Source organism: Aurantivibrio plasticivorans, assembly GCF_055392955.1.
Genome location: NZ_AP036020.1, coordinates 888,408 through 913,376, shown reverse-complemented (window position 1 = coordinate 913,376; position 24,969 = coordinate 888,408). Strand labels below are relative to the sequence as shown.

Sequence of the window (24,969 nt, the reverse complement as noted above, 5' to 3'; positions counted from 1 at the left end):
ATGAGTTAATGCTCGCGCGTAGCCCAAAATTCAACATCTGGGTGGCGCTCTTGGGTCAATGATAAATTGACACGCGAAGGAGCTAAATAGGACAAATGGCCACCGCCATCAATGGCAAGATTATCCGCACATTTACGCTTAAATTGTTCCAATACTTTCGCATCTTCGCACTCCACCCAACGCACAGTGTTTACGGTGACACTTTCATAAATGGCGTCGACTTTGTACTCATCCTTGAGACGATAAGCAACCACTTCAAACTGCAGCATCCCCACGGCACCAACGATTATGTCGTTATTGTTCATTGGGAAGAAAACTTGCGTCGAACCCTCTTCTGCTAATTGCTGCAAGCCTTTTTGCAGTTGTTTGGTTTTTAAAGGATCCGCCAAGCGGATACGTCGAAACAGTTCAGGTGCGAAATGCGGAATCCCCGTATACTTGAGCGTTTCACCTTCCGTAAAAGTATCACCAATCTGTATTGTGCCATGGTTATGAAGACCGATGACATCGCCGGAGATTGCCTCTTCAACATGGCTACGATCCCCCGCCAGAAACGTTACCGCATCGGCGATTTTTACGTCTTTCCCTAATCGAACGTGTTTCATTTTCATACCACGCTGATAGCGCCCAGAACAAATGCGCATAAATGCAATTCTATCGCGGTGCTTTGGATCCATATTGGCCTGAATTTTAAAAACGAATCCCGAAAACTTTTCTTCTGTTGGCTCAACATGTCGCTCTTTGGTATCGCGACCTAAGGGTGAAGGTGCCCATTCGACAAAACCATCGAGCATTTCCCTAACACCGAAGTTTCCTAACGCCGTACCAAAAAACACAGGGGTTTGCCTGCCTTCGAGATAAGCATCGCGATCGAACTGGTGGGTGGCACCTTTCACCAATTCGATTTCATCAAAAGTATCTTCCCAATAGCTACCCAATAGCTCTTTCGCCTCAGCAGACTCTAGGCCCTTAATTTGTATATCATCTTGCAGCATATGCCCCATGCCTTTTTGAAAAACATGAATCGTATCGGTATACAGGTTATAGACACCCTTAAACTCCTTACCCATACCTAGGGGCCAATTAATGGGTGCCGCCTCGATCTTAAGCACTTCTTCAATTTCATCCATCACCTCAATGGGGTCACGAATATCGCGATCCATTTTGTTAATGAATGAAAGAATCGGCGTGTCACGCAAACGACAAACCTCCATCAGTTTAATGGTTCGATCTTCCACACCTTTCGCCCCATCAATAACCATCAAGACCGAATCAACAGCCGTCAGGGTGCGATAGGTATCTTCAGAAAAGTCTTCGTGCCCAGGGGTATCAAGAAGGTTCACCGTGCGCTCTTTATATGGAAACTGCATCACTGATGAGGTCACCGATATCCCCCGTTCCTGCTCCATGCTCATCCAATCCGACTTTGCGTGCGGTCCTTTTTTACCCTTCACACTACCAGCCGTTTGAATTTGATTACCGATGAGCAATAGCTTTTCTGTGATGGTTGTTTTACCAGCATCCGGATGCGAGATGATAGCGAACGTGCGCCGCTTGCTGATTTCATTTGATAATTTGCTATCACCCATACTGTCGTAAACCTTTTTAATACTCTTTAATTTGCGATTTCGCTTAATTTCTTGGCGAATGCCCTTTATAGGCCTTATCGTTAAGGCGCCGTATTGTATCTGAATACAGGCCCGCTATACATGCAATCCATGGGGCATATTTGATTGAAAACTGGCCTCTCTTGTCGTATTCCATTACCATTGGCGCCCCCTTAACATTGCCAGACTCACCGAATTTACTATGGAAGCACAAGACCCACCCGTTTTGTTGGAGCGAATTTATCCAAAAGAAATGGATATGTCTGACAGCAATGACCGAGAATCTCTCGCTATCCACGAAGCCCGCTACGAATTCGCCTCATCTCACTTAACCGGCAAGAGCATATTAGACATGGCCTGCGGCTGTGGTTTCGGCACTGCGCAAATGGCGGGGCGGCATCCTGAACTGCGATTCACGGGGGTTGATATCGACCCGGAAGCTATCGACTATGCGCGACGCAACTATCAATTAGACAACCTTGAGTTCATCTGTACCGATGCAATGCGCTTTGACCAAGGCCGCTTCGATACGATTGTCTCGCTTGAAACCATCGAGCACTTGATCGATCCTCGTGCGTTTATTGCGAATTTACCCAGTCTGCTCAATGCTGGTGGTGCCATCATCGCCTCGGTACCGATCACCCCCACCTGTGATGGCAACCCTCATCACTTGCATGATTTCAGCTTACGTAGCTTTAATAAATTATTTGGCAACATCAACTTCAGCCCAAAGCAAATATTCAAACAGACGCAACCCTGGGTATACAAAGACGCCTTTAGTGAAGATCAACAAAGCACCAGCCGCTCACAAGGCGTAGGCAACAACGTATTGGCCTACTACCGCAAGCACCCACTTGCGCTACTGACCCGCATCTACTCAATTTTGCGTCACGGCACGTGTAACATTTATGCCACTCAAGTGTTTACACAAAATACCTAAACCCGGTTAATTAATCGACCCAACACACACGGAAGTGCCAGCGATGACCTCACTCTCATCTGCATCGGAATCAATCGAATTAAACGCGTTGACCGCAATTCACCAAACAGCTTCCCCCGAGTTACAACAAAGACTGGGACTACAACTGAAAAATATTGGCGGCATTATCTGCTCGACCTCCAGCAAAGACCCCAGCATTCTCATTAACCGCTGTTTTGTATCAGATAATCGGATTCTGCAAGATCACGTTACACTTCAGAAAACAAAAGACTTCTATAGTCAAAACGCCATCAAAAAATTTTTTCTGCATGTAACCAATCCGAGCCAGCAAACTAGCGAGGCGTTATCACACGCAGGCTTCCAGAAGGCGCGGAGCTGGATGAAGTTTTCTCGTGACACCACACCACATTCATTCCCAACAAAGCATAGCGTTAAACAAATAACATCAGAACATGCAGAACACTTTGCACGAATCGTCGCGCCCTGTTTCGACTTGGATGAAACGTCAATTCCGTTAATTGCATCGATGATTAACCACCCTAACTGGCATCTTTTTATGGCCTTTGATGGTGACCTACCTGCGGCAACCGGCGCCCTGTTTTACGAAAATGGCATAGGCTACTGTGACTGGGGTGCAACCCACAGAGATTATCGTCAACGAGGATTTCAAGGCGCATTGTTGGCAGCGCGAGTGAATGCGGCGATTGCTATGGGCGCCGGGAGCATTATCACAGCAACCGGTGAAGAAGTGCCGGGTGACCCACAGCATTCATATAAGAATATATTGAGAAGCGGATTTAAAGAAAATTATTTACGTGAGAACTGGGTACCCACTGACAGCTAGCGTGCTGTTAACCCTCTTCGCATACTGACAATGTGCCTGCCTGTTGACGACTAACAACCCGACGCATCCATAGGTAGGCAATCAGTCCCACCATTAAATTAGATAACATAGTCGCGACAAACAATCCCGTTAGCCCCCACAACCAGCTAAAAACAATGGCAAAGGGCAGGTAAACCCCCATCACCCTCAAAAAGGATATCCCAAGCCCTGGCAAGGGATGGCCCATACCATTAAACATGGCAATAATAGACATCACCATGCCATAAGCCCCATAGCTGATCGGCACGATCGATAAGTAGCCGACGACCACACCAACAACTTCCTCGGAATCACTAAAAAATCCCGCAATATGCGGCCCAACAACCCACAAAAGCCCGCCAAGCAGCAGGCCAAACGAGAGACAGAATCGCATCACGACAGACAGTGTTTCTTGAACGCGGTGGTATAAACCAGCACCTTTATTTTGGCCGCACAATGGACCAACAACTCCAGACAATGCGTAAAACACAATGAGCGCTATGGGTTCGACCCTGACCGCGACACTGAAACCCGCCACCGCTAAATCGCCATGTTTCGATACCAAATTCACGACGATACCACTGGAGACAGGAATAATCAGATTACTAATCATCGACGGAATGCCGACATGAAATAGCGTGGCCCAGGAACTCGCTATCTCTTTCCAGCGCACGAAGGGGTTGGTCAATACCTGCATCCTCCCCTGCAGCACATAAATAGCAATGATCAACGTGACCACCCGTGACGCCAGGGTTGCGTAAGCCGCACCCTCCAATTCCAAGCGCGGCAAACCCGCCCAACCAAATATGAGAAAAGGATCTAGAACGCCGTTTATGAGTGCGCCGGTGATCATCAAACCACCTTGAATCTTCGCGAATCCAAGCGCGCGCAACGCGGATAGACTGATCATCGGCACCATGAGAAAAGGAGCACTCACGTACCAGATGGCCATGTAATCGTGAATGAGTGGCAGCAGCTCAGTGGAAGCACCAAGGACGGAAGTAAATAGCCAATCAATAGTAAAAAGGCCAATCACGCTCACAGCAAACGCGATGAGCGTCGCAAGCGTGAGGGCGTCCGTTGCTAAACGACGAACTCTGGTGGTATTACCTCCCCCCATAGCACGAGCAATAGCCGAAGAAGCACCAGCGCCTAGTCCGATAGAAATACTGGTAATCACCATGACAACCGGAAAGGTATAGCCCATTGCTGCAAGCGCCTTATCACCCAAACCGGGTTCAGACACGGTGTCCCAGTTGCCATCACCGAGGTGAGAAACAAACAAGGTATCGACAGCATTGAATGACATGGTCGCCAAAAGCCCCCACACCATTGGCAGGGCCATGGACCGTAAATGCCCAGCTATTGAGCCTTCGGTTAGAGTGGCGTGCAAAGAAGAATTCAAAACGAGAGTGTGTGTCCGCAGTCGCTATTTATTAGGCCGCGAAGTATAACATTGCGCCACCACAGCAACAGGCAAGAAGATTTAAGCGAACGCTGATTTAATCTAACGCCCCTCGAAAACGTTACGGCAGGTGGTTATCCGCCAGCGGCAGCGCGTAAATCCAAGCATCCTCTCGCCCGCCATTCGGCCCTGGGTAATAATTTGGGCGAACACCCACTTGGTTAAAGCCATAGTGCTCATAGAGATTTTGCGCGCGCAGATTAGATTCCCGCACTTCTAAAAAAACGCTATCGGCTTGACCAACTATTGTCGCGACCAATTCATCTAATAAACCTCTAGCCAAGCCTTGTCCCTGCGTTTGACTGGCAACAGCAATGTTGAGCAACTCTGCTTCCCCACCCGCGACCGACAGGATGGCATATGCCAATAATTCTCCATGACGATTTTCGACCACGCGGGAGATGTGACGAGTGGTGAAACAACTAGCGAAAATCGCCTCAGACCAGGGGCTTAGATGAACAGCATTCTCGATTGCCATCACCCGAGGTAAATCATCGAGACGAAGCTCGCGAATCGCACAGTCAATTGTATTTGGCATTGGCTAGAAGAGCCTATAGTGGTTGCAACGGGTTCGCGCGGAGAGGCTGAATCGCTTGCCAGGTTACCGATTTTAAAACGGGGGTTTGCAACATTGCCGAAAGACTCGGCACGACAATCGCCTCTGGCACAGCTGCTTTATTAGAATCAAAGCTACTTAGAGAAAAATGCTTACCCAGCAATACACGAGGGTCATCATCATCGGGCCAGAGCTGCTCATCCAGCGTAAAACGCACAGCGCTGGCACCCATTAACAAGACCTTCGAAAAAGGAAAGTGACCCAGTTGAGCTTGTAAATACGCTTGCACATAGGCGCGAGCTTCAGTTACTTGTTCCTCCGCTGACCCACTAGACTGCGTCAGCGGCCAACGCACGTGCTCAACGGCGGGCAAACGCTCCAGCGGATAACCGAGCGCCTTAAGAATGTTAAGCAACAAAGCATCCGTAGGCAGCGCCAGGCGTGGGCGGCGACTATCTACTACCAGCAAATTGGGGGCGATACGCCATACCGACAACACAAACCGTAACTGCGACTGGGGCTGGGGCTTGAGCGCTGAGTTGTTGTGTACTGGCTTTTTCTGGCTGCTAGCCGCCACGTCAATATTGTGCGTGCGCTCCCTGGGAGGGGGCTCGGCACGGTCATCGAGCGCAACGCTATCCATCACGGACTGGCTAGGCGCGCTGACTTGCGCATTCGACAACTCAGCCTCGACAACCTCGTCATCGACCCACTCATACTCGCATTGAACTGACGGCAAGGCATTGGGCAGCACCCAACGTGGCTCATAGCTGTCAATTTCAAACGTTTGTAAATAGGCTTGTCGCCACTGCTCGTGCATACGCAATCTCTAGCTCACCTCTACCCACGGTAGAGGTGAATATTGGCGGTCTGGTTTAAACCCCTTGCCCTTGCCCTTGCTCTTGCCATCGAACCCGCGGCCCTTGCGACTTAAGCAAATTTAGCGCATCGAGATAGGCTTTGGCAGACGCGATGACAATATCAGTATCCGCACCAACGCCGTTGACAATCACACCATCCTTTTCCAAACGGACGGTCACTTCGCCCTGTGAATCTGTACCCTGGGTAATCGCATTCACGGAATAAAGCTTTTGCGCCACACCGCTGTTCACCACAGCCTCAATCGCTTTGAAAACTGCATCAACTGGTCCGCTACCTTCAGCGCTGGCCTCTACCGTTTCGCCACCTTCGATGCTGAGCTGCACCTTAGCATGAGGAACACTTCCGGTCTTCGATAAAACTTCCATATCAACTAAGCGATACACCTCTTGCGTATCACTTTCAGAAACGCCACCCATGATCGCGTGCAAGTCTTCATCAAAGATTTCCATCTTTTTATCGGCGAGCTCTTTGAAACGCTCAAAAGCAAGGTTCAACGCCGCAGGGGAATCGAAGGTAAAGCCTAAGTCTTCCAAACGAGCACGCACGGCGGCGCGACCACTATGCTTACCTAAGACGATGCGGTTGTTACTCCAGCCTACGTCTTCGGCACGCATAATTTCGTAGGTCTCGCGGTGTTTCAAGACACCGTCTTGATGGATACCCGCTTCGTGCGCAAAGGCATTCGCACCGACAATCGCTTTATTCGGCTGGACAGGAAACCCCGTAATCGTCGAGACCAACCGCGAGGTCGGAACGATATGCTCGGCCACGATGTCGGTTTCAACGGGGAAGATATCCTTACGCGTACGTACCGCCATTACGATTTCTTCTAAGGAGGCGTTGCCAGCGCGCTCACCCAACCCATTGATGGTGCATTCAACCTGACGCACACCGTTCATGACGGCCGATAAAGAATTCGCTACCGCCAAGCCCAAGTCGTTGTGACAGTGTGTCGAAAAAATCGCTTTGTCCGAATTTGGAATATTTTCAATCAATCGCTTGAACAACAAGCCGTATTCACCTGGCTCACCATAACCCACTGTATCGGGCAAATTAATGGTGCTCGCACCCGCGTCGATCGCTGCCTCAATAATGCGGCACAAGAAATCAAACTCTGAACGACTCGCATCCTCACAAGAAAACTCCACGTCATCCACCAAATTACGTGCATGACGAATCGCATCTACCGCCTGCTCGACGACACGTTCAGGGGGCAACTGGAGCTTATATTCCATGTGGATAGGTGATGTTGCTATAAATGTGTGAATGCGTGGCGCATTAGCGCCTTTTAACGCTTCACCAGCGCGGATAATGTCCGGCCCGACTGCCCGAGCCAAACTACACACTCGCGAGTCTTTCACTGCTTCGGCTACTGCTTTTACCGCTTCAAAATCACCGGGGCTGGCTATCGCAAAACCGGCCTCGATAACATCCACTCGCATTTTTTCAAGCATTTTGGCGATACGGATTTTTTCATCCTTAGTCATCGAAGCGCCGGGGCTTTGCTCCCCATCTCGAAGAGTGGTATCAAAAATTACTAATTTGTCTTTGCTCATTACTGACAACTCCAGTCATAACCTCGCCATGCTGGAGGCGAGGTCGAAAAGTATAGGGGTGGTATGGACAGAGTGAAATTGATTAGCCGCGCAGCGGCAGCAGAATACCTTTATGGCACCCAGAGAGGATAAACACATTAAAGCGGTTTGCCGCTATCATCTTAGACCTTCAGCCTCTCTAGAGGCATTTGTTGCAACAAGGACGCTAGCACGCCTCATCACCATTAAGAATCAGTTACAGCGACTATAGCCGCCACAACGACAACAAGTCAATACATATCCTAAATATTTTTAATATAATCCAGATCCATCCTAAAAAATAACACTAACAACCCAACAAGCGAGATGTTTATCCCGAATCAGGCTATTGCCTATGACGAATCTCTTTTTGAGCGGATAAAAACAAAACATCGGCCCTAAAACGCACGCTAAAACACACAATCCTCATCTCACCCCATCGTTATTTGACTACACTTAAAAGGCTAGATAACTGCTACACCATAAGCTGTGCAGAGATCCACCTACCTGCGCAGCTAGCCTATTTGTTTCGGAACGTTGTATGAAAGACCGCCTAATGCACATCCACCAGGAGAGCTTCACGCCATTACACACTCTAAGTGAAGTCACAGCCCCCGAAACAACGCGAGTCGCGGATACGCCAATGACTCATCGTATCACCGCAGTTCAAAAGTCAGGGCACAAGGGTGCTCGCTCAAAGGGCGACCCTAAAGCAACCGCTCCCCAAGGAAAGCCAAGCACCCTAGGCACCCTAATACCTAGCCACCTTCATGTCTTGATCGTAGAAGACGACCCACTTGATCAAGCCATTAGCTACGCAGCAGCCCGACAATTGAAATGCAGAACGGAGATTGCCTCAACCGCTGAGGAAGCGATAGAGAAACTTAAACGCACCGACGCAGACGACTTTTTTGACCTAGTCCTGATTGACTACATGCTACCGAGTATCGACGGTGTCTCTGTTGCACAGCAAATAAAGACGCATTTACAGCTGGAGAACCCTCCTCCCATAGTGCTGGTCAGCGCACTAAGAAAAGACGACATTATATTTCCCCGCTCAACGGCCCCATCTGTTGATGCTTACGTTAATAAACCCCTGTCTCCAACAAAAATACGGGAAGTGATAGCGGATATCGAAGACGAAAAATCTTGGGCCGGTATTCGCTGGCCTAATCACATCCGCGACCACAGACAGCTCATTAGCAACTTACGAGTCCTGTTAGTTGAAGACAACCCTGTCAGCCAAAAGGCAGCCCAATCGCTTCTCGAAAGTCGCGATGCTGACGTCACTATCGCAGACAATGGGCTGCAAGCTGTTGAACTCATCGAAACCAAAACACCAGGCACCTTCGACATCATTTTGATGGACCTCGACATGCCGATAATGGATGGCGAACGCGCAACCCAAAATATTAACTCGCATGCCACCTACAAAGACCTGCCAATCATCGCGCTAACGTCTCACACAGAAATAGAAACTAAAAAGCGTTGTTTAAAAATGGGAATGCGCAACTACATCACCAAACCTATACACCCAACCGCACTCTATGCGGCGCTAATACAAGAGCTTGCCTTGCCCCATTCAACACCATCCTCTAGTCTCGAAGAGCAATGAGTTTATGCCCACACGAATGCTTTACGAGACTCCACACTCCAGCTACTTAGCGCACCAAGAAAGTGAAAGCGTAACGTTGGACGTCGTAAATTTCTCTCTTGGATTTGGGACAACGTTAGATGAAGAAACTTTCATCGCTCAATCCACAAGATTTCTTGAGCTTTGTGCGGCCAAGCTAGTGGCGCTGTTAATAAAGCGTCCGAACAACGGTTGGCACACTGTATTGCTACCAGAAAAGTCGGCTATTTACTTTCAAGAATCCCAGTCTGAACCTGACACTAGCTTGACAACACTCGTTGAGGCAGCAACCGGGAATTCCGCTCCAGCGCAGTGCCATCTAACCGGTTTCTCCTGCAGCATTATTGAGTCAAGCAATAGCGACAAGCTCGTCACTCTCAATATAGTATTGAACTCGGGAATACATTATTTGCTCATTGTCTCTTCCGACCAGTTATTAAAGGAAGTTGCAAGAGCACAGACTTTCCCCGCTTTACAGCAAAATTTTCTTAGCCTCATTTACTATTGTGAAGACCTCTTAAAAAAAAAATGAGAACTCAAAGTCGGTTGAACACTTGTCTAGAGTGCTAGACCAGTCCGATGCAATTTACGGCACATGGAATGAAAAAGATGGGTGGAAATACCATAACATCAAAGGCTTTTTAGACCTCGGCTATAGCGCTGAAACACTTACCTTGGACAAAATTCTAGAAAGTAACCCTATGCATGAAGCTGATTGGAACGCCGTTTTATCAGCCTTTTACGACTGCGCCAAGACAGGAAAGGAGTATCAACACGATTATCGCGCAATAGGTTTAAATGGTGATGTAGCCTGGTATCGCAACAACGTCAAAGCGGCACGAAAACATGAAGGTGGGAACACTTACGAACTTACTGCCATATCACGTAATATTACTGAACTAAAACAGGCAGAAAACCAAATCATCCATCATGCACAGCAAGAACAGTGGCTCGTACAAATTACAAACGATATATTCGACTGCAGCGATTTTGCATCCCTGCAGAAAATATTGGCTCGATTTGGTGAACACTTAAAGCTGGACCGTTGCACACTGCGGCTAACCGACCCTGCGACAGGCTTCTTCAACATGGTGTCAGAGTGGCATCGCCCCGGGCTTGAGCCTCTCGCTAAATTGTTTCCAGACCTCATCTCTCAACTGGGGACAGGCTGGCTAGATAGGCTCACTTCATGGGGGGACACTTACGCCATCAACACCTTGGAAGATCAACCGAGTAAAAGCGTTACCGCATACTACAGAAAAATAGACATAGACGCTTATGCTACCCAACCGATATTTCAGAACAACCAAGTTATCGGCCTTTTTAATATCTTAAGTACCGAAAAGCGTATCTGGACAAAAGAAGAAATCCGGCTGTTACGGATACTAACCGATAATATTCACATGGCCGTCTTACGCAACCGAATTTTGAACGAACTTCGGGCCAACGAAGATCGCTTCAACCTGGCGATGCAAACATCGACTCACGGGCTGTGGGACTACAATACTGAAACACAACACATCTACTTAAGCGAACACTATTACTCCGCACTCGGGTATGAGCAAGGCGAAATCGAGCCAACAATTCAGGCGATGATAGAGCTCACGCATCCTGACGATCGAGATTATTTCACCTCTCAAATATACAGCAATAAACAAAATAGCCAAGGCATGGTCAACATTGAGCTACGCCAAAAGAAAAAAGACGGTAGTTACGTATGGATGCTCAGCAAAGGCAAAGTCGTAAAGCGAGATGCATCAGGAAAAGCCTTGCGTATTATGGGTGTGAATTTGGACATCTCGTCACTCAAGGCAAAGCTTGATCACTTGAAAAGTATCCGCAAAGAAGCTGAGTTAGCAAACAACTCAAAGAGCGAATTCCTTGAACGAATGAGCCATGAAATTCGCACACCAATGAATGCCATAACCGGCATGTGCTACCTCGCGCTGCAAGATAAGCTTACCACCGAGCAACGAGGTTTTCTCAATGACATAGAATCAGCCGCACACTCACTATTGCGAATTATCGATGACATCCTTGACTTTTCAAAAATAGAATCAGGAACACTCGATCTAGTTCATGAAAACTTCAGCCTGTATAAAGAACTTAAATCAATCATCAAGTTGGTTGCAGCAAAAGCAGAAAAAAATCATAACGAGCTTTCCTTAAACATTGGCGACAATGTACCTAACAATGTTATTGGCGACCGGCACAGGCTTGGTCAAGTCATTACTAATTTGCTCAGTAATGCAGTGAAATTCACAGAGAACGGCAACATTTCTGTGTCTGCACAACTCGCCGATTTAGATTCCCGCACCAATTCTGTATCGATTCTTTTTTCAGTGAGTGATTCAGGGATTGGGCTAACGGACGAAGCGCTAGAAAAACTGTTTGAGCCATTTATACAAGCAGCGGATTCTACCACCCGAAAATATGGAGGAACTGGTCTAGGCCTATCCATCTGCAAAAATTTAGTGGAAATGATGGGAGGGTCAATTCAGGCTATCAGCCTCCCCGATGTAGGTACAACGTTCCATTTCACCATTGTATTCAAACAATCACCAACTCTAGAGGACGTAAACCCGCACGAAAAACGCTATCGAGCCGAGCCTATCACGCATGAAATACCACTCACATTGAAAACCGTCCTCCTCGTCGAAGACAACATCATCAACCAACGCGTTGCACAGGGAATGTTAAATAAGTTTGGCATTAATGTGATTACCGCAAACAACGGACAAGAAGCGCTTTACATGTTAAAAGCCTCTTCTACTGAGGAAATTAGCGCAATCTTAATGGATATAGAAATGCCAGTATTGAATGGCCTTGAAACCACAAAAAAAATTAGAGCAAGTGATGAAAATTGGCGAAACATTCCCATTATAGCGATGACAGCCCACGCAATGGTGGGAGACAAAGAACGCTGCCTAAGTTTTGGAATGAACGACCATATTGCAAAACCGGTAGATCCAGAAAAGCTGATTAGTACCCTATCGAGGATTGTTTCGCACAAATGACACTCGATACGCACTCCCACGACAACAACAGACCGCTTCCGCCCACATTCATTGGCGGTGTCGACCGGCGTACAATATTAAGGACTGTATCGGAATTACCGCACTACCTTAACCACGTGACTACGATCGAAGATATTCAAAAGTTGTGCGCCAATCAATTATCTATTTGGCCAATTCACACTGTCGCATTATATTATCGACGCAAAACACACGGTCATTGCCACCAGTTTTTTGCCAGCGATTCTCATCCTCTCCCGACGACGATTAAGTGTGATGACACACTATTAGAACATATGAACACTACACGCGGGCCGGGGCTTCACGTCATCCCAACGACTCCCATCGACGCAAAATCAAGCACGCTTTATTATCTTCCTATCACCACCAAAGGGCAGCTTATTGGATTTTATCTAATTACCGAGCCCGCTAGCGATGACAGTCAAGACAGCGATTTAAGCTGGGTTTGCAAGATGATGAAGATATGTGGAGAGCTTTTAATTCAAAAAACGCTTCGTCATCTAAATTCAACAGAGGTCTCCAATTCATACGGATCCTTAACCAAGCTTTTTGACAACAGTGAAGAGTTCATTTCTTCCTGGCATCGAGATACGGGATGGACATACCACAACGAACACATACTTTATCGTATTGGATATAAACCATCAGAGGTACAACCAGAAAACATTTTTGGTTGTCGCTACTTAATGAGCAAACAAGATTGGGAACGCTGCGAATTAGCCCTAAACAACACTATTGATGGCCTAGATCAACAAGTTTTACGGTTCACACTATTCGATGCCAAAAACAAAGAACACGTATTCCAGTCTAAAATCTCTGTTATTGATAACTACCCATCACTTGGCGAGCGCACGATTGTTGCTGTAAGTGCGGAAATAACTCAGACCTATCGATTCGTAAAGTCCAATCACGAAAATGCCAAGCTAGATGCCTGGCTTCTGGATGTAAATGCTAAGCTATTTAACACGTGTAACGAGCAGAGCATGCAAGTCACACTCGAAGAGTGCATTGATAAACTCGATTTTGATCGATGTTCCATTCGGCTCTATGAAGATCACGACCACGCCACACTATTGCTTGAGGCGCGAAAGAACTCTGTTAAACAAACCATCCCTGGACTGCAAACCATCGCAATAAACCCCAAGTTTCGAAACAACTCTTTTATCTTTGAGGATATAAAGGATGATGGCAGGCTTGAGAAAGTCAAAGCGTTTGCCAAGGAAGCTGGTGTGTCATCAGCTATTGCTAGACCCATAATTCACAAAGACCAGGTACTCGGTATCTTTGTATGCGCAAATGAGCATCCTCGTCGTTTCACTAGTCGAGAACTGAGAGCGACCCAAGTCATTAGTGAAACCTTAGGGATGGTACTCACCAAGGAAAACTTAGTCGCCAAACTCAATCTTAGTAAAGAACGCTTTCACATGGCGATGGAAGCCGCTTCCTATGGATTGTGGGAAATAAATTTATCGGAGCAAACTATTTACCTCAGCCCTAATTACTACGCTATGCTTGGTTACGACCCCGAACGTTATTCTGGGTTTCACCCTATCAGCGGATACCATTTGCATATCGATGATCAAGAAATAGTTCTCGAATACGCTAGAAAGCTTACCGCTGGTGAGATTGACGATTTTTCCCTAGAAATACGCCATATAACTCGTGACGGCGACATTTTATGGATACTTATGCGGGGCAAAGTCATCAGCTGGGACGATCTTGGAAAACCCATCTGCGCCATGGGAACCATGACCGACATATCAGATATCAAAAAAGCTGAAACTGATATTGAACTAGCCCATCAGCACGCACTCTCAGCCCACCACGCAAAAAGTGAATTTCTCGCCAGAATGAGCCATGAAATTAGAACGCCGATGAACGCAATCATCGGCATGGCTTACCTAACGATGCAAACGCAATTAAATGATGAGCTACGATCAAAGATTGTAGATATTGAAAATTCAGCGAAGTCATTGCTCAACATAATTGACGACATTCTTGACTTCTCAAAAATTGAAGCCGACAAGCTGGTCATTGAATACCACCCATTTAATTTAAAACGCCACTTAACCCGAGCACTTTCTCCCTATACCACACTGGCTCAGAAAAAAAACCTCACGTTAAATATTGCGATTGCTGAAGATGTGCCCGCTTTCGTTTCTGGCGACTCAACACGTATTCGCCAAGTGCTTGCCAACCTTGTTCACAACGCCATAAAATTCACCCGAGAAGGTCATGTCGACGTCAGTATTCACAGCGAAGAAGAAGTCAGCAATGTTGTACTTCACTGCAGCGTCAAAGACACCGGCATTGGCATTAACGCCGCACAGATAGATCAACTTTTTGACGCTTTCACTCAAGCCGATGGGTCATCATCAAGAGAGTTCGGCGGTACAGGTTTAGGACTAGCCATTGCAAAAAAACTGATCGAAATGATGGGCGGTCAAATTCAAGTTACCTCCCACCCCAAACAAGGCACAGTGATTGAGTTTACCCTTCGCTGCCAAGCGGTAAACAGCGACTCGCAGCCAACACTAGGTTTATCCCAACACAACTCCGAGGCGGCCGCTCGACAAAATAGCCGAGAGATACTTCTCGTCGAGGACAACCCTGTAAACCAAAAAGTTGCTCAAGGTGTCCTTATCAAACGCGGCTATGACGTAACCATCGCTAGCAACGGCAAGGAAGCGATAGACAAGCTCCAGCAACATACCGCCGACCACTTCGCGGTCGTGCTGATGGATATTGAGATGCCAGTGTTAGACGGATTTGCCGCCACCCAGCGCATTCGTGCGCTGGGAAGCTATAACTCACTGCCGATTATTGGCATGACCGCTCACCAAGCTGAGAGCGCTCGAAATAGCTGCATAGAAGCGGGAATGGACGATATTGTTTCAAAACCTATCTCCCCAAGCGCTCTTTATGCCAAGTTGGAACAGTATTGCACCTTGCATAGAGCATAAAAATTGTTTCTCGCCCTGACACAGCGCTCAAGTCTGCTAAGCTTTTTTATAGAACGTCTACAAAAGCAAGGATTGAGGTTACGGTATGGCGCGTTTGCCCCGTTATTATCTACCTGAACACCCACAACATGTGATTGTTCGAGGCAACAATGGCTGTGATATTTTCAAGCAACCAGCTGACTATGATTATTATTTGCTACAGCTTAAAAAAGCCTGTGCAAAGCATGCCTGTGAACTGCATGCTTATGTGTTGATGCGTAATCATGTGCATTTACTTATCACACCCAAGCAAGAGCAAAGTATTGGCAAGGCCATGCAAATGATTGGACGCTATTATGTCCAGTATTTTAACCAGACTTATGATCGCAGCGGGACGCTTTGGGAAGGTCGCTACAAAGCAACCCTGATCGATGCGAAAAACTATTTGCTGACGTGCTCACGTTACATTGAGCTTAATCCCGTTCGAGCGGGTTTGTCCGAATCTCCGAGCGAGTATCGTTGGTCAAGCTACGGAGCCAATGCACTGGGTAAAACTGATCATTGCTTAACTCCTCACGCCGAATATCTCAGGCTGGGCGACTCGCCCCAAGCCCGCCAAGCGGCCTACCGCTCACTATTTGAAGCGGAACTTTCCGAACAGACTATCAAAGCCATTCGCGAATCTACCAACAAAGCGTGGGTATTAGGCAAACAAGAGTTTAAAGACGATATAGCGAAGTTAGTAAATCGACGTGTTGAACCCAAGCCTCGTGGTGGTGACCGTCGCTCAGAAGCCTTTAAAGCTAAGCGTCGAGCAGCTCAACAAACTCAGCAAGCAACAATGCAATCACCGCCTCCGAACTACCCGCCTCACGCTCATACGTCCTGAATAAGGTCTACAGCATAACTGAGCGGTTCTCATAAGAACCGTTCAGTTATCATTGTGTTCCACTTTCTGTTGTTATCGACAGACGAAGCAGACAACTACCTACCACGGTTTAACATTCCGTTTTTACAGCGTTGCCATTCAATGGTTATACGACTTATAGATATTCTGAGTACTTGTACTGCGTCGAAGATAGGTCGAGCGGGGATATACCTTAAGTAATTTGTCTGGCGTTACGCTAGATCGCAATATCCGCCGCGACAATAGATTAAAGGCTCACTGTTTTCATCATGCAGCTTCACGGAGCTGATATTGGCTATCACAATATCGTGTGTACCGTAGGGGATACATTGTGTCACTTCGCAAATAAAAGTCGCCAAACCGTCCTGTAAACAAGGTACATGAGTTAACTCACAATCTTGCCACTGTCCTTCAGAGAAACGGTCTTCTTCATTTGGCGTGTAAGCACAACGGTCAGACACAGACTGTTGATCACTTTTTAAAATATTCGCACTGATTATCGCCCCCACTCCAATCACTTGGGCAACGGCGGCCTGCCGATGCAGACAGATTAGCAAGGCGGGGGGCTCATCAGTGACTGAGGTAATGGAAGTCACCGTCATGGCATAGGGCCGCCCAGACTTGTCACGGGTTGCGATTACCGAGACGCCACTCGCCAATTGGCGCATGCCTTGCTTCATTGCAGTTGCTAGAGGGGTATCATTTGATGGAGAGTGCGTAGACATACTTCAATAAGCCAGGGTGAAAACCTTATTAGACAAGAGGACATAAAACTATCAATCTGTGGCATCTTATAAGTATGGAGACCCCGCCACAACTGACTAGTTTAACACAGACGAGGCTCCGTTAGATAAGCCTAAGATAACACCACATTTGTGAATGACGAATCGCCATGACAGACTAAGCGAAAACAGACTTTAAACACCAAACAATCCGCCAAAGCACTATAACAGGTAACTATAAACGCCCCGCGATGCTTCCTCACCTCAATAACAACACATCCATAGACGCTCACGCCAACCAATTTTGCAGCGCCCTAAAAAAGCGAGGGTTTAGTGGTGATATCGAGTTAGATCTCGCTAATCGCGCAGTACAGTCGGTTGATAATTCGATTTATCAGCAATTTCCCAGCGGCATTCTCTACCCTCGCAGTCATAATGACATCAGTATCATTCTCCTCACGGCAAACCAACCGGCGTTTGCCGATATTGTATTTGCTGCGCGTGGTGGTGCCACTGGGACCAATGGTCAGTCATTGACCTCTGGGTGGGTAATCGATCTATCTCGGCACATGAACCGCATCCTCGAAATCAATGTAGAGGGCGGCTGGGCCAGAGTGCAAGCAGGTGTCGTAAAAGATGCTCTCAACAATGCCGTTAAGCAACACGGTTTGTTTTTCGCTCCGGACTTATCCACCAGTAGCCGAGCAACTATTGGCGGGATGATCAATACCGACGCCTCTGGCCAGGGTTCTGCGGTCTATGGAAAAACCAGCGATCACATTATTAGCACAACCAGTGTATTGAGCGATGGCAGCACTTGGCACTGTCAATCGATGAGTAGTGATGCATTGCATCGCTCACACGTCTCCAACAAGTTGCTCGATACAGCGCTTCGGCGCGTAGCCGACATTGTCGACCAACAAGCCCAACTCATAGAAAATAGTTATCCAAAACTACAGCGTGCTGTAACCGGTTATGACCTAGCCCGAATTCGTCAACAACAGGCTGATTGTCCTACTTGGGACTTTAATCGCCTGATCTGCGGTAGTGAAGGAACCCTGGCAATCGTCACCGAAGCCATCGTAAATCTCGAGCCTATTGCCAAACACACACAATTATTCGTGTGTAGTTACAATACAATAGTCGAAGCTTTACACCACAACGAAAGACTCAACCAATTTTTACCCCTCTCAATCGAAACGATAGATGATAAAGTCATCGCGCTTGCAGAAAAAAATATTTTATGGAATGAGGTAAAGTCCCTCGTTGTCAGCCCAGGCGGAGGGGTTCCCGGCGCCATCAGCTTTATTGAAATCATGGCAAGCGACGAGGAAAAACTATCGGCAGAAGTTGCGCGTTTTGAGGATTGTTTCGAAAGCACAAAAAACCAGTGGCTTAACTATCAAACATTGCATAAACCAGAAGACCGAGCAAACCTTTTGGCATTGAGAAAAAAAGCGGTGGGCTTGCTGGGTAGCATGCAAGGTCAAGCGCGTCCGGTGCCATTTGTAGAAGACGTTGCAGTCCCTACCCCGTACCTTGCAGATTTTATCACCGACTTCAAACAACTTTTGGACAGACACCATCTGACTTACGGCATATTTGGCCATGCCGATGCCGGCGTCATGCATGTGCGCCCGGCATTAAATTTACGCGACCCTTCAACTATAAACATGGTCCGTCGTATTAGCGATGAAGTCTTCTCCCTCGTCCGACGATACGGTGGTGTAATTTGGGGAGAGCACGGTAAAGGCGTGCGCAGTGAATATTCTCCAGCCACGTTTGGCGAGCTCTATCCCTATTTGCAACAAGTCAAACAAGCATTTGATCCCCACAACAAACTGAACCCTGGAAAAATTGCCACCCCCAACGCAGAAGCTCAGCTGACAAAAATTGACGAACTATCGACACGTGGGCAACGTGACAACTTAATATCGGTCGAGAGTTGGGAGGCTATGGCAGAATTACCATACTGTAATGGCAACGGCACGTGTTTTGATTGGAATCCTAATACAACACTGTGTCCATCTTTCAAAGCTAGCGGACAACGACTTTTTTCTCCCAAGGGGCGGTCCCAACTTATCAAGGAGTGGCTAGCTCAATTAGGAGAAAAGCATTACAACGTAAATACCGCTCCAGTTTCGTCAATATGGCATCTACCCAAAAAAATAATGAATCACTTTCTGGCAAAAACGTCTCAGACACCAGATTTTTCACAGCAAGTCCTTAAATCAATGGAAACCTGTTTAGGCTGCAAGGCCTGCGCGACCCAGTGCCCTATTCACGTGGATATTCCCGCGGCAAGAAGTCAGTTTTATGCCCATTACTACACGCGCTATCTACGACCAGTTCGACATTTTTTTATCGCGCACCTAGAAAAACTTTTACCCATCGTCGCTCGCACACCGAGAGTCTATCAATTTGCAACCGAATCCCAATGGGGCCGGCATTTAGCCGAAAGACTCATAGGTCTAGTTGACCTGCCACCGCTTAGCCAAAACACTCTTCAAACACTCGCAGGCCGCTACCCAATGCGGGTTGCCAACGAAAGAAACTTACAACGATTAGATGAATCTGAGAGGCCGCGAGCGGTTATTATCCTACAAGATAGTTTCAACCATTACTTTGATGCATCAGTTGTCGCCGATACCTATCAGTGTATCGAGCGCTTGGGTTTTATACCTTTTCTGGCACCGCTCGTGGAAAACGGAAAAGCGCTGAATGTATTGGGCTACGAGAAGGCATTTGCAAAAACCGCACAAAACACTGCCGCAATATTGGATACATTATCAAAATATAATATTCCAATGATTGGCATTGATCCCTCAATAACACTTTCCTACCGACATGAACATGCAAAGGTTCTTGGCTATGCCCCACCCGTTATGCTACTGCAAGAATGGCTCATCGATAATTTAAAACACCTACAGTGGAAACGACAACATCATAGCGGCAAATCCGAGCAAGCGATTTTACTTCTACACTGCACTGAAGCATCGCAAGGTGCTCAAACTGCAACGCAATGGGAAAGTATTTTTAACCGCCTAGGCTTTTCTCTGATTGTAAAATCTACGGGCTGTTGTGGTATGGCTGGAGTCTTTGGTCTTGAGCGGAAAAATCAGTCGCTATCTAAGCGCGCCTATCAACTCAGCTGGCAACAGATTGTCGAGGATCATCCCAACGCATTGTTAGTCACGGGATTTTCTTGTCGCAGCCAAATATCTCGATTCGGTCACACTTCTACCCCCCTTCACCCTATGCAATGGCTACTTTTACACATCGCCAAGGCAGATCGCGAGAACGAACGAAACCTTCTCAACTGACCAGACCATCACTTTGTTAAATTTTTATGAATTTTCCTAGAATTTTTAGGGATAAAAGCAGATTATTGATAGTGTATTAGTACATAATTAATCAATCTCGACGGAGCATTTTTCTGCCCCCACAAATGCTCACGCACCGTCGAGCCAAGTGTTTATACCGGGTGATCAAAATCGAATGGAAAAACCAACCAATCGAACTTGTTCGCGAATGGCATAGTGGAGCCACTTTCAGAGCTTTGCCACAGAGAATTTTCCAATTCGACTTGGCTATACTTAATTTAACAGGCGCGCTGACGCGACACGTCGCCCAACATCGCCCGCTGTTCACGCAGTGTTGATGGTTGCTACGAAATGTCTCGGGCCTTTCTATGCGCCAACCCTATCAAGCGGCGATTAGGTAGCATGAGGTACGGCTGCATAACCAGCCGTTATGCAAAGTTAATTTGATTTCTGAGGCCGCTCGTCAAAGAGTTCGAAGCGTCGAGACTATGCATATGAAACGAACCAAAGTAGCTCCCACATTGATCGGCCTCGTGCTGGTGTGCAGCCTGTCTCCGCTCGCGCTTTCCTTAACCAGTACTTCGGACTTGGGTCTACCCGATACCACCTCCGCTCAGAAAGAGCCTCAAGCATTGAGTAAACCGCCAGGAGCTCAAGAACCCACTTCGTCGCGCCTCAGCTATTCGCAGCATCTGGAGAACTACCATATTGAAATCGAACGCCTGGAGGCGGAAGCTGGACCCTGGAGTGCAGATCTTGCTGAACAGCTATCCGGGCTTGGCGAGATTTATCAGGAACGCGGCCAGCACCACGAAGCTATCGCAATCTTTGAGCGCGCCGCTCACGTAGCTCGAGTCAATAATGGCCTATACAGCTTGGTGCAGGCGCCCATTGTCGAAAACCTCATTGAAAGCCTCTCGGCACGCGGTCAATGGGATGACGTCTATGATCGGCAACAATATTTGTATTGGCTGCATCAACGCAGTTATGGTGAGGACGATCCTCGCATGTTGCCCCTACTCTCAAAAATGGGAAAATGGTACATCAATGATTACGCTATGAACGCCGAAGAGCGCGACCCCGCCAGCCTAATCGATGCGCACAACATATTTACCAATGCCACTCGCATTATTCGCAAAGAATACGGCGAGCACGATTTGCGCATGATAGAGCCTCTGCGCGGCCTTGCCCTCACCCACTGGTACTTTGCCGCCTACAACGCGCAAATCGTCGCCGAGGTTAACGCTACACGTTATTCATCCCAGTTTGGCATCTCTGGGATCGATGCGTCTTATGAGAGTTACCTTCGCAGCCGAACCAATACAGCAACTATCAGCTTGAACGATACGCGAGTGCCGCCCCAGTTGCGCCGCTACATCACCTCTCCATACCCCTATATCGGTGGCAAAGACGCCATTGTAAAAATGATGGAAATTTACAGCACCAACCCCAACGCGCCAGTGGGAGCGGCGGCAAAAGCCAAAATGGAGCTGGCCGATTGGCAGTTAATGTGGGACAAATTCCACTCGGCTAAAGCCTTATACCATGACGCTTACGCCCTAATGGCAGATGAAGTCGACAACCAAGAGCTCACTAACCGCTTCTTCCACAACCCCACTGCACTCCCGGCCATTTCTCTACTTGAAAGCCAGCTAGACACAGAAGTAGCCAGTGACGCGACCCCCACTGCCAACGACCCAGAATCGGAACTGCTACATTTCGTTTTGGTCCAATACGATGTCAGCACCTACGGCGATGCGCGAAATATCGAATTCCTAGAGTCTTTCCCTGCTGACAATAGCTCCAACAGGGTTCGTGTTAGACGCGCTTTGGAAGCAACACGATTCCGTCCACGTATAGTGAATGGAGAGCCGGTAGTCAGTAAAAAAGTAGTACAAAAATTCGTTTTTCCCGCCAGGTAGGATTTACGTCAATCAAGTTCGCCGCTGGCATTGCGCAGTATCACAACCCCGCAATAATTAGGTAGTAATATTGAATAACTCGCCTCCACGTAGCGATGCTCTTGGCAGGCAAAAATAATCGGTTTCCGCTGCTGTACGTCAACGGGCTAGCTACTATAATCAATAGGGCCAGGCCAGTAAGACGATGGAAGTCAACGGCATAGTTTGATCGCAGCAAATACAGGTAACGGGTTAGCTATGAGTTTACATCAGCATTATAAAAAGCTTCTGGTCACAACCATTGCCAGCGTGGCGCTTGCAGGCTGCCTGTCCAATCAGTCACAACAACAAAGCCAAAACATTCCGAGCACGCCATCATCGAGCAGCCAACAACAGCCTGGTACTAGTGGTCAGACCGGCAAACAGAGCCCAACATCAAGCCAACCCTCAACAGCAAGCTCGTCCACTAATTCGGTACTGAACAAACCCACCGTTCAGCCTTCACCAACTAGTGCTTCGTCCAGTAAACCGTCGACCGCAACTGTAAGCTCTAGCCGACAGCAACCCACTGGGCAAAGCCGATCACAGCCAGGCAACCCATCACCCAGCCAATCATCAAACCGGTCTCAACCGAGCGGGAGCGCTCAGCCCGCAAGTTCTACTCAACCAACGACAGGTAGCCCTAGCCTGCCCACCCTCTACTCTGAACATAGTGGTAGCCCTGCCCCAAGTGACGGCACTCCGACTCCGGAAGCATCAGACGCGACTGGAGATACACTCGACGACTCACTACCACAACCTGATACTGCTCAACCCGCAGAAACGACCCCAAGTGACGACATTGACTTCTCAGAAGAAGAAGCTTCCGCAAGCAACTCTAGCTCATCGAGCTCATCCGATTCGTCGAGTAGCTCTAGTCAGCAAACGCCAAATAGCCGTGACGAGCAAACCTTGAGCCACGAAGAGCGAGTTGCCGCTTTGGAAGAACAACTTGAGGGCTCGATGCGTGATTACGATGGCATGATTTTACGCGAACGCAACCAAGTACTGGCACGCGCCAACGACGACGGTAGCGAAGAAGAGGTAGCCGCCATTGACCGCTCCGTTGCCTACTACGAAGAAGCTGATTTATCCGCACCTGGCATTGAGCAGGTTGGCCCCGCGGGAGCCGGCTTGCCTGGCATGGACGAAGCAACAGGGTCCAGCGGATCCGGTCCCGACGGGCGAGGTAATGGCGGTGGAGGCCCAGGACAAAATGCCGATATTTATCCACCTCCGAATGATATTCCAGATGCTGAAGATGACGACGTCGTGGCTCGACAAATTCGAGAAGCTGCATTACATGAGCGCGACCCGGCACTGAGAGAGAAGCTCTGGGACGAATATCGCAAATACAAAGGAATCACAAAATAACATGAGATTCCCATTCACAAAGACGCGACCGCCCACAATCATCACATTGTGTTTTTGTAGCGCCGTACTGCTGCTTTGCGGATGCTCCAGCAAGGTAGTCAAGACAGCTAATCCCGAACCGGTCATTACAGAGGCCGGTGAAGTCCGTGAGGATTTACTGCTTGACGTTGGTGTTGAGATCTTCGGCACCGGTATCGACGACGCGCCAGAGGATGAAGACTACCTTCTTTTTGCCGAAGTACGAAAAGCCGAGTCGCGTTATATGCCGGTTCAAGTCATGGAGTCATTGCAAATCAGCGCCGCATGGGGACCTGTGCGTGTCGTTCCACCTCAGGAAGGCAACGTCGATGTGTATGTCGAGGGTGATATTTTGCAGTCTGACGGCGAAATATTAGCGCTACTCATTCGAGTCAGTGACGCTACCGGAAGAATTTGGTTCTCCAAAATTTATGAAGGTTTAGCCAGTAAATACGCCTATGAAAGCCGAGCGAGAGACCGGGGTGACCCATTCCAAAATATCTACAACCGTATCGCCAACGATATGCGCGAATACCAAATGACCCTTAGCGATGAAGATAAGCTCACAATACGTCGCGTATCAGAACTTCGTTTTGCGCAGGCCTTCTCTCCCGACGCATTTTCAGGTCATTTGGAGCAAAACAAAGCTGGTCACTATGAGTTAGTTCGTTTGCCAGCAGAAAACGATCCTATGTTAATGCGTATTCATCAAATTCGTGAACGCGATTATCTATTTATCGATACGCTGCAAGATTACTACGGCGGCTTTGTCAGAAACATGCAACAACCCTATCAAGAATGGCGAAAGCAGACCTATCACGAAGTTACTTCGATGCGAAAGCTGCAACAAGAGTCGCGCCGTCGCACAATTGCTGGCGTTCTTTCCGTGCTGGGTGGTATCGCCGCTGTTGGCAGCAACAACGGCTCTCTGTCCGCTGCTGGGTATACCGGCATTTTAGGTGGCGGATATTTAGTAAAAAGTGGTTTCGATATTAATAGCCAATCTAAAATTCACATCGAAGCGCTACAAGAACTTGGCGATTCACTCGAAGCAGAAATAGAGCCTAAAGTTATTGAGCTCGAAGACCAAACTATCACCCTATCGGGAACTGTCGAGAACCAATATGACCAGTGGCGACAACTGCTCAAAAATATTTACCAACTCGATACCGGCGCCGCCGTTAATTAG

The 24,969-nt window shown here is 47.8% G+C and carries 17 protein-coding genes; 11 read left to right on the top strand and 6 right to left on the bottom strand.

What is annotated here, in order from left to right:
- Window positions 1-5 precede the first annotated feature (5 nt).
- On the bottom strand, window positions 6-1,589 hold the full coding sequence (locus tag ACZ5NB_RS04055; protein ID WP_460231705.1) for a peptide chain release factor 3: 1,584 nt from the start codon (window positions 1,587-1,589) through the stop codon (window positions 6-8).
- Window positions 1,590-1,809: 220 nt separating this feature from the next.
- Between ACZ5NB_RS04055 and ACZ5NB_RS04050 the strand changes: the two genes are divergently transcribed.
- Complete coding sequence (locus ACZ5NB_RS04050; RefSeq protein ID WP_460231704.1) at window positions 1,810-2,547, top strand: class I SAM-dependent methyltransferase; 738 nt, start codon at window positions 1,810-1,812, stop codon at window positions 2,545-2,547.
- 43 nt (window positions 2,548-2,590) lie between these two features.
- A complete protein-coding gene (locus ACZ5NB_RS04045; RefSeq protein WP_460231703.1) occupies window positions 2,591-3,391 on the top strand; it encodes a GNAT family N-acetyltransferase in 801 nt (266 codons plus the stop codon).
- Between the two features lie 7 nt (window positions 3,392-3,398).
- Here ACZ5NB_RS04045 and ACZ5NB_RS04040 read toward each other — a convergent pair whose 3' ends face one another.
- The 4 genes from ACZ5NB_RS04040 to ACZ5NB_RS04025 all read right to left on the bottom strand — a co-directional run bounded on the left by ACZ5NB_RS04040 (window position 3,399) and on the right by ACZ5NB_RS04025 (window position 7,868).
- Window positions 3,399-4,754 carry an MATE family efflux transporter gene (locus tag ACZ5NB_RS04040; RefSeq protein ID WP_464107847.1) on the bottom strand — a complete coding sequence of 452 codons (1,356 nt, stop codon included), beginning with the start codon at window positions 4,752-4,754 and terminating at the stop codon, window positions 3,399-3,401.
- A 181-nt stretch (window positions 4,755-4,935) separates the two neighbouring features.
- Complete coding sequence (gene rimI, locus ACZ5NB_RS04035; RefSeq protein ID WP_460231701.1) at window positions 4,936-5,412, bottom strand: ribosomal protein S18-alanine N-acetyltransferase; 477 nt, start codon at window positions 5,410-5,412, stop codon at window positions 4,936-4,938.
- A gap of 13 nt (window positions 5,413-5,425) precedes the next feature.
- Window positions 5,426-6,250 carry a hypothetical protein gene (locus ACZ5NB_RS04030; RefSeq protein WP_460231700.1) on the bottom strand — a complete coding sequence of 275 codons (825 nt, stop codon included), beginning with the start codon at window positions 6,248-6,250 and terminating at the stop codon, window positions 5,426-5,428.
- A 55-nt stretch (window positions 6,251-6,305) separates the two neighbouring features.
- Window positions 6,306-7,868, bottom strand: coding sequence for a 2-isopropylmalate synthase (locus ACZ5NB_RS04025; RefSeq protein WP_460231698.1), 1,563 nt, complete (start codon window positions 7,866-7,868; stop codon window positions 6,306-6,308).
- A gap of 559 nt (window positions 7,869-8,427) precedes the next feature.
- On the opposite strand from ACZ5NB_RS04025, the gene ACZ5NB_RS04020 reads away from it, so the two are divergent.
- The 5 genes from ACZ5NB_RS04020 to ACZ5NB_RS04000 all read left to right on the top strand — a co-directional run bounded on the left by ACZ5NB_RS04020 (window position 8,428) and on the right by ACZ5NB_RS04000 (window position 16,385).
- Window positions 8,428-9,501 carry a response regulator gene (locus ACZ5NB_RS04020; protein WP_460231697.1) on the top strand — a complete coding sequence of 358 codons (1,074 nt, stop codon included), beginning with the start codon at window positions 8,428-8,430 and terminating at the stop codon, window positions 9,499-9,501.
- A 4-nt stretch (window positions 9,502-9,505) separates the two neighbouring features.
- A complete protein-coding gene (locus ACZ5NB_RS04015) occupies window positions 9,506-10,051 on the top strand; it encodes a hypothetical protein (protein ID WP_460231695.1) in 546 nt (181 codons plus the stop codon).
- A 22-nt stretch (window positions 10,052-10,073) separates the two neighbouring features.
- On the top strand, window positions 10,074-12,536 hold the full coding sequence (locus tag ACZ5NB_RS04010; RefSeq protein WP_460231694.1) for an ATP-binding protein: 2,463 nt from the start codon (window positions 10,074-10,076) through the stop codon (window positions 12,534-12,536).
- Window positions 12,533-15,517 (top strand): ATP-binding protein, encoded by a 2,985-nt coding sequence (locus ACZ5NB_RS04005; RefSeq protein ID WP_464107846.1) that lies wholly within the window; start codon window positions 12,533-12,535, stop codon window positions 15,515-15,517. Before ACZ5NB_RS04010 ends, ACZ5NB_RS04005 begins: the two co-directional genes overlap by 4 nt.
- 85 nt (window positions 15,518-15,602) lie before the next feature.
- Complete coding sequence (locus ACZ5NB_RS04000) at window positions 15,603-16,385, top strand: transposase (RefSeq protein WP_460231691.1); 783 nt, start codon at window positions 15,603-15,605, stop codon at window positions 16,383-16,385.
- Between the two features lie 230 nt (window positions 16,386-16,615).
- Here the strand turns inward: ACZ5NB_RS04000 and ACZ5NB_RS03995 are convergent, their stop codons facing one another.
- On the bottom strand, window positions 16,616-17,128 hold the full coding sequence (locus tag ACZ5NB_RS03995) for a flavin reductase family protein (protein WP_460231690.1): 513 nt from the start codon (window positions 17,126-17,128) through the stop codon (window positions 16,616-16,618).
- A 248-nt stretch (window positions 17,129-17,376) separates the two neighbouring features.
- Between ACZ5NB_RS03995 and ACZ5NB_RS03990 the strand changes: the two genes are divergently transcribed.
- The 4 genes from ACZ5NB_RS03990 (at window position 17,377) to ACZ5NB_RS03975 (ending at window position 24,969) form a co-directional block, all read left to right on the top strand.
- The gene (locus tag ACZ5NB_RS03990) at window positions 17,377-20,448 is read left to right on the top strand and encodes an FAD-binding and (Fe-S)-binding domain-containing protein (RefSeq protein ID WP_460231689.1); all 3,072 of its coding nucleotides are present in this window, start codon (window positions 17,377-17,379) and stop codon (window positions 20,446-20,448) included.
- Between the two features lie 494 nt (window positions 20,449-20,942).
- Window positions 20,943-22,370: a hypothetical protein gene (locus ACZ5NB_RS03985; RefSeq protein WP_460231688.1), complete on the top strand. Its 1,428-nt coding sequence runs from the start codon at window positions 20,943-20,945 to the stop codon at window positions 22,368-22,370.
- 237 nt (window positions 22,371-22,607) lie between these two features.
- Window positions 22,608-23,762, top strand: a complete 1,155-nt coding sequence (locus ACZ5NB_RS03980; protein WP_460231687.1) for a hypothetical protein — start codon at window positions 22,608-22,610, stop codon at window positions 23,760-23,762.
- 1 nt (window position 23,763) lies between these two features.
- Complete coding sequence (locus tag ACZ5NB_RS03975; RefSeq protein ID WP_460231685.1) at window positions 23,764-24,969, top strand: hypothetical protein; 1,206 nt, start codon at window positions 23,764-23,766, stop codon at window positions 24,967-24,969.